Annotated in this window: 4 protein-coding genes and 1 pseudogene; 3 read left to right on the forward strand and 2 right to left on the reverse strand. The window is 45.5% G+C overall.

Features of this window, described 5'->3' with window-relative positions:
• Positions 1-253 (forward strand): transposase (locus EBI00_RS16105; RefSeq protein ID WP_148039085.1); only part of this gene is annotated, 253 nt, incomplete at its 5' end.
• A gap of 360 nt (positions 254-613) precedes the next feature.
• Here EBI00_RS16105 and EBI00_RS15820 read toward each other — a convergent pair.
• Both EBI00_RS15820 and EBI00_RS15825 read right to left on the reverse strand, forming a co-directional pair.
• Positions 614-925, reverse strand: a pseudogene (locus EBI00_RS15820) (CLCA_X family protein); the annotation flags it as partial.
• 14 nt (positions 926-939) lie between these two features.
• Positions 940-1908 carry an RluA family pseudouridine synthase gene (locus EBI00_RS15825; RefSeq protein WP_123096900.1) on the reverse strand — a complete coding sequence of 323 codons (969 nt, stop codon included), beginning with the start codon at positions 1906-1908 and terminating at the stop codon, positions 940-942.
• 468 nt (positions 1909-2376) lie between these two features.
• Here EBI00_RS15825 and rne point away from each other — a divergent pair, with 468 nt between their 5' ends.
• Positions 2377-5670 (forward strand): ribonuclease E, encoded by a 3294-nt coding sequence (rne, locus tag EBI00_RS15830; protein ID WP_123096901.1) that lies wholly within the window; start codon positions 2377-2379, stop codon positions 5668-5670.
• 117 nt (positions 5671-5787) lie between these two features.
• Positions 5788-7476, forward strand: a complete 1689-nt coding sequence (locus EBI00_RS15835) for a SulP family inorganic anion transporter (protein WP_206612600.1) — start codon at positions 5788-5790, stop codon at positions 7474-7476.
• The last annotated feature ends 205 nt before the right edge of the window (positions 7477-7681 follow it).

The raw sequence follows: 7681 nt of genomic DNA on the forward strand, positions 1-7681 counted from the left end.
TGCGGAGATGCCAAGCAAGGTTCGGGAATCGAAGAAGCATCCCCGTATTAATAAAAAGCCCATCAATACTGAGTACATAAAAGCGAGCATCAGAGCAAAAGTAGAGCACCCGTTTCGGATACTGAAGTGCCAGTTTGGCTTCCGCAAAGTGGTCTATAAAGGTCTATCAAAAAATGATAATAAGCTCGCGGTGCTGTTTGCACTGGGAAACATATTGCGAGTGGATCAGATGATAAGGTCTGCACGGGGTTAATCCGTCTTGATGANGAATTAAAGAGCGAATCAGGCCAGCGGCGACTTAGTGCTAATAATCTGACTTAATCGCACGTTCCTTAGCTAAAGCCCAAGGGTGTCCATCACCTTGCAGAATAACGGGGAAATCTGGTATGAAACGATCAAAGCCTTCCTGTAACTCGTAAAGAGGTTCACATCTTCGTTCTCTTGATTCAATCTCAGATTGACTGAATTCTAAAGTCACGGGGTAAAACTTTTCAATTACTTCAAATGTTGCACCTGAAACCACCTGCTTTTCAATACTAACACTCTACATTTAAATGTGTGTCAGTATTATCACAACTTCAGTATCGGGATGTCAATCATACAACTTTGGTGTAGCATGAAACCATTCATGAGCCAAGCTGCCCGCCCCAGCATTTTTTGCTAAAGACAGTTGACGCGTAGCAGGTCGATAATGAGCCGCCACACCAGGCCGCCCACCCTTACCATACTGAATACCCAATGTGCCTCGAAGGGATACAAGATGTTCAGGCCCCTGTAGCACGGCCATTAAATCCTCAAGAGCACCATCAAAATGAATAGCCGCCCTATCTCTTTCTTCTGGCGTGACCCACTGCCCCATTTCAATCCCACGAAAACCATATCGTCGGCGAATATCAACAAAATTCACCCTAGACTCATAACCCATCTAGATCACACACATCAGAATACATCAACCAGCACATCATTCATCAAGCGCTGCCACTCGTCTTCAATAGACGCTTCGAACAACATTTTTTCACCACCAAGTGAAATCTCTAACCGAGTGGCATGCAGGCACAATCGCTTAAAGCCAAGTTCTTTGGTAGCTTTTAGCTCATCGGCTGTGGCGTATTTTTCATCACCAACAATAGAGTAGCCGGCGTACTGAGCATGCACCCTGATCTGATGAGTTCGTCCTGTCACCGGTTCACATTCAACAAGACTGTAACCCTCAAACTGTCTCGCCAACTTAAAGCGAGTCAGACTTTCTTTGCCATCCGTATGCACTTTTACAACGCGCTCGCCTGATTTCAGCTCATTTTTCAATAAAGGCGCATTGACTTGCAGCTTACGCTTTGGCCAAGCTCCATAAACAAGCGCGAAATAGGTTTTTTTCACCCCTTCTTTTTCGCGTAAGGCCGTGTGCAACTCTTTTAACACTGAGCGCTTTTTTGCCACCATGATCAAACCAGAAGTATCACGATCCAGGCGGTGCACCAGTTCAATAAACTTCTCAAGCGGTCTCATCTGGCGGATCACCTCAACCAGACCAAAACTCAACCCACTCCCCCCATGCACAGCCAAGCCGGGCGGCTTATTAATCACTATTAAACCTTTATCCTCGTAGATAATTCGCGACTCTATCTCGCTTTTCAAACGATCTGACAAAGTCGGCTTCTCTGACTCTGGCGTCAATACAATAGGCGCAATGCGTACAATATCACCATCCATGAGCCTATAATCTGGCTTTGTGCGCTTCTTGTTGACACGAATCTCACCTTTGCGCAACAGATTATAAATTTTACCCTTAGGCACACCTCGCAAAAAAGTGACCAAATAATTATCGATTCGTTGGCCGGCATTGTTTTCGTCAATCGTGTTGTAACGAACCGCTGGGCGCTCTGATGAGTTTTGTTCTGAGTCCGACATAAGTTAAGATTGGTTTCCTTTATAATTGAAGCACTTAGTATTTACTGTTATATTCACACTAGCAAAGGGTAAGAGGCAACAAAACACCTCGAAGATATGCATGAATTGAATAGAATTTGTCGAAGCGACACTTCGGCTCCTATCTTACCTCTGTAACAGTTAATCTTAAATAATAAACCGCATGATTCGGAAAATTCCGCTTCAGTGGAAGGAATTCTCATTATATTGCTCGGTCGCGCGTTCGCGCGGATTCGAATGTCAGCAAAAAAACGAGACTGATTTGAAGAGACAATTTAGTAACAATGACGGCAAAGTCCGCACAAGCGAACAATATAGGAATAAACAATCAGCGCATTCCTCCAGCCAACAAGACTGAATTTTCTGCTCTTAATCTGAGTCAGATTTAGTAATGGTTACCCTATCACTGCAGTGACTCTTTCGTATCAGCCAACAGAGTTCACACATACAATGATTAGAATGCTTATTAATGCAACTCAACAAGAAGAGTTGCGCGTCGCCCTAGTAGACGGACAACGTCTGTATGATCTAGATATCGAATCCGGTTCAAGAGAACAAAAAAAATCCAACATTTATAAAGGTCGAATCACTCGAATCGAGCCAAGCCTAGAAGCAGCCTTTGTGGATTTTGGCGCCGATCGCCATGGTTTTCTTCCTCTTAAAGAAATCTCCAAAACGTATTTCTCAAAAAAATCCAATCATGATGGTCGCATCAATATTAAGGACGTACTGAGCGAAGGCCAAGAAGTCATCGTTCAAGTTGATAAAGAAGAGCGAGGCAACAAGGGTGCAGCACTAACAACCTTCGTCAGTTTAGCAGGTCGATACCTTGTATTGATGCCAAATAACCCTCGTGCAGGCGGTATTTCACGTCGTATTGACGGTGATGACAGATCTCAACTTAAAGAAGCCATGTCAGGCCTTAACACACCTGAGAATGGTGGATTAATTGTACGCACGGCGGGTGTTGGACGCACAACAGAAGAATTGCAATGGGATTTGGATTATCTTGATACCTTGTGGAACTCCATCACCAAAGCCGCCTCTGAGAAGCCAGCGCCTTTCTTAATTTACCAAGAAAGCAACATCGTCATACGCGCTATTCGCGATTATTTGCGTGAAGATATCGGCGAAGTATTAATCGATGAGAAAAACGCGTACCAAGATGCGATTAATTTTGTCATGCAGGTCATGCCACACTTCAAATCGCGCATCAAGATGTACACGGACACCACCCCGCTCTTTAATCGCTTTCAAATCGAAACTCAGATTGAGACAGCATTTCAACGGGAAGTTAGACTACCTTCTGGTGGCTCTATTGTCATTGACCCAACAGAAGCCTTGGTGTCTATCGACATCAACTCCGCCCGCGCAACAAAAGGTGGAGACATTGAAGAAACAGCACTACAAACCAACCTTGAAGCAGCGGATGAAATTGCCCGTCAATTACGCTTGCGCGATATCGGTGGCTTGGTGGTAATTGATTTCATTGATATGACCCCAGTGCGCAATCAAAAAGAAGTTGAAAACCGCATGAAAAACGCGCTAGAAGCGGATCGTGCGCGCGTCCAGCTGGGCCGCATTTCTCGCTTCGGCTTATTAGAAATGTCACGCCAGCGCCTGCGCCCTTCTCTTGGTGAAACCAGTGGTATCGTATGTCCTCGCTGTAATGGCCAAGGCTTTATTCGCGACGTCGAATCTCTAGCCTTGTCGGTATTGCGCTTAATCGAAGAAGAGTGCTCTAAAGAGCGTACAGCTCAAATTCGTGCCGTTTTGCCAGTGTCGGTTGCTACTTTCTTACTGAATGAAAAACGAACAAATATCGCAAAAATTGAAAAACGACACAATGTTCACATCATCTTAGTGCCCAATCCACACATGGAAACACCGCACTTCGAAGTAGAGCGCATTCGTGACGATAGCACAGTGGTTACACAAAACGAGAACAGTTACTCTCTAGTAGAAGCCCCTGAGCAGCCACCTTACGAACCTCGCAAAGCAAGTGAGAACGTTCGCCCACAAGCCGCTGTAACCAGCATTCCACCTAAAGCGCCAGCGCCAGAAAAAGCCGCTCCTGCTACTGCGACCACAGCTAAAACGGTAAAAAGTTCGCAAGCAAAACCCAGCCTTTTCAAACGCATTATGACGAGCCTATTTGGTGAGTCTCAATCTGAACCAAAGAACAAAAACAAAACAGAAACCACTCAGCCGTCAACATCAAAAGCATCAGCGGTAGACACGGAAAAGACGGCTTTCGAGAAACCCGTTAAACCAAAATCCAATAGAAACAAACGCAATGTTAAACACCAAAATGCGGATCGCGACGATAAGATAACGGACAGCAACCGATCAACACGTCAATCTCGTCGTGAACAGGCCGAAGCGACAACTAAGAGCAGCAACAACAGCCGACGCAATAACCGTGGCAACAAGCAAGACGCTCAAGAGCATAAGCCGTTAAGACAAGATTACAAAACAGAGAGCACGGAGTCTGTTACAAAACCGGCTGCCAAACCGACTCAGAAAAATGTTCCTGAAGTCACAGAGCGCAATCGTGATCGCAATGAAAATCGCCGTCGTAGTGGAAAACTTCAAAATGAGGCCGCCGAAGCAGTCAAGTTACAAGAGCAAGAAGATACCGCTTTGCTAGAAGCCGCTCAAGCTGCTCTGACTGAAGCCAATGAAAATGGTGAAGAACCACAACGCCGTTCTCGCCGTTCTCGCCGCTCTCGTCGTCCTCAAAGAGACGAAATCACGCAAGCAAATGACAGCAGTGATGAAACAGCTCAGGAGCCAGAAGCCACTTCTAATGAAGTGTCAACACCGGAATCAAACCCTGAAGTGCAGGCAGTCACCGAAACTGAAAACGACGGAGTAACCGCAGTTGATTCCGTCACTACAACCGAAGCAGCCAATAACAAAGACACTGTCAAAGCGGATACGGCAAAACCCAAAATGTCTGTGAAAGCCCAAATGCGAGAAATCGCTGTTGAAGCTACTGAAGCGAAAGACGTGGAAGTTGCCGATACTAAAGCAGAAGCTGTTGACACTAAAACGGAAGCTACCGAATTTAAAGCTGAAGTTGTTGACACTAAATCGGAAGTTACCGATTCTAAAGCCGAAGCTACTGAAGCTAAGTCAGAAGTTACAGAAGCAAAAGCGGAGCTTGTTGAGGCGACTCAGCCTAAAGAAGTCGCACCGGCTAAAGAAGAGACAACAGTCGAAGCCAAGCCAACTCATGCCGTTACAGATGAAAAAGTGGAAACACAGGCTGTAGTCTCTGCTCAAGCAGCGGAAGAACACACAGAAAGCACTGAAAAGGTTTCTGCAGACACTGAAGAAATAAAGACAGAAAGCGCTCATGCCGATGAGAACAAAAAGGCAGAAGACGTGGTAACTAACGATGAGACCTCCAGTAGCAATACCGCTGAGAATTCATCTGTTAACCACAGTGAAAACACTTCTTCGCCTTCACGCTCAACACGCACGCCTCGTCGCGGTCGTGGCAAACCTGCAGCGCCCAAAGCGGTAAAAGAAAGCGCTCAACAGGTTGAATTACCCGCAGCTATTTTAGCGCAGCAGGAAAAGCTAAGAATGGAGCAAGAAGAAAAGCGTAACGCAGCAACATCACGTCGTCGCGCCTCTTCAGGTCGAGTAAAAAACGACCCTAGGTTAGCTCGTGAAAACGATACCGTAAACGAAAGCACACACAGTGAAAGCTTAGATCCGAGCACTAACTTGTAATAGATGGCTTTCTAAAATGACACTAAGAGCCCGCGACATGCGGGCTCTTTTGTAATACCATTTTTAAACGTTATTATTAAACCGAACTATGCATCAATAGCAGAAAGGTAAAATACCGTGATCATTGATTTTTCTCGCTTTAAAGACTGGACTCTTACTGGTGATTTATTTGGTGGTGCCACTACCGCTATTGTCTCTTTACCACTTGCGCTGGCATTTGGCGTAGCTTCTGGTGCTGGCGCTGAAGCCGGTTTGTGGGGTGCAATACTGGTTGGCTTGTTTGCTGCTATTTTTGGCGGCTCAACCAGCCTAATATCTGAACCAACAGGCCCCATGACGGTGATTATGACGGCCGTGCTCACCAGTATGATGGCCAGCAACCCAGACAGCGGGATGGCCATGGCATTTACCGTGGTCATGATTGCGGGGCTTTTTCAGATTTCACTGGGTTACTTAAAACTTGGCAAGTACATCACCCTAATGCCATACAGCGTTATTTCAGGCTTCATGTCGGGCATTGGCATCATACTAATCATTTTACAAATCGCCCCCTTTCTTGGCCAACCCTCCCCTTCTGGTGGCGTTATGGGGACTCTAAGCTCACTGCCAAGCCTGCTCTTCAATTTAAAATTTTCTGAGCTCTTTCTCGGTCTTTTGACACTCGGCGTGCTCTTTTATTTTCCAAAACAATGGCGCCGTTTTGTACCACCTCAGTTGGTGGCTCTGGTTGCCATCACTTTTGTGTCGGTCATTTTATTCAACGACGAAGACGTTCGTCGTATTGGTGTTATTCCATCCGGATTACCGTCCATTCACTGGCCCCACTTTGAGCAATCCGTCTTTATTGAAATGATCATTAACGGGCTCGTTCTTGGAACTCTAGGCTGTATTGATACGTTGTTAACAGCCGTCATAGCGGACAGCTTGACACGTAAAGAACACGACTCAAACCGTGAGCTTATTGGGCAAGGTACAGCAAACTTCTTTTCTGGTTTATTAGGGGGTCTGCCAGGTGCAGGGGCTACTATGGGCACGGTTGTTAACATTCAATCAGGCGGAAAATCCCCTATTGCTGGTATCACTAGAGCGCTCATATTACTTGTGGTTGTATTAGGCGCCTCTCAACTTATTAGCCCAATACCCATGGCAGTGCTGGCTGGTATTGCCTTATACGTCGGTTTAAACATTCTCGACTGGAGTTTTTTAAAGCGCGCTCATAAAGTCGCCATGTCGCCTACCATCATCATGTATGGCGTCATGGCTCTTACTGTGTTTGTTGACCTTATGGTGGCCGTTGGGATAGGTGTCTTTATTGCCAACATAATGACAATAGAAAAATTAAGCCGATTACAGTCTGGCAATGTGAAAGCCATCAGTGACGCCGATGACGACATCCCTCTTTCCGATATCGAAAAGGAGTTACTCGATCGAGCTGACGGACAAGTGTTGTTATTTTATCTTTCTGGTCCAATGATTTTCGGAGCAAGCAAAGCCATAGCAAAACATCACAACAGGATCCATAACTACAAAGCCGTTGTGCTTGATCTAAGCGCTGTTCCCATGATGGACCTAACCATCAGTCTCGCATTAGAGAACGCCATTAAAGACGCGCTAGATGTTAACTGCGACGTGTATATTTTCAGCCCCAACGGCCAGACAACCGAACGACTTGAAAAACTTGGTGTACTCAGTCGACTTCCCCATGACGCTTTTTGCGACTCACGTCAGTCCGCCCTAACATTGGCTGTTAATAACTTACCGAACCAGACAAAAACAACCACTATAAAAGACAACGGCGAAAGCTAATAAATAATCTTAAAAAATTGGTTTGGCACTAATTAAAAGGCCTGGAACTTCACTCTAGTTTCGGGCCTTTTATTTACTGCTCACTATCACCGGTAATTTATGAGATAAACCTTTGTTAAGAGACGTTTTTTCACGCAAAAAAAAGCCGCTTATGATAAAGCGGCTTTTTCAGTTTAACTGTCCCATCCTAAAATACGTTGACATA

Origin of the sequence: Marinomonas hwangdonensis (assembly GCF_003721245.1) — a bacterium.
GTDB classification, from domain to species: Bacteria; Pseudomonadota; Gammaproteobacteria; order Pseudomonadales; family Marinomonadaceae; genus Marinomonas; species Marinomonas hwangdonensis.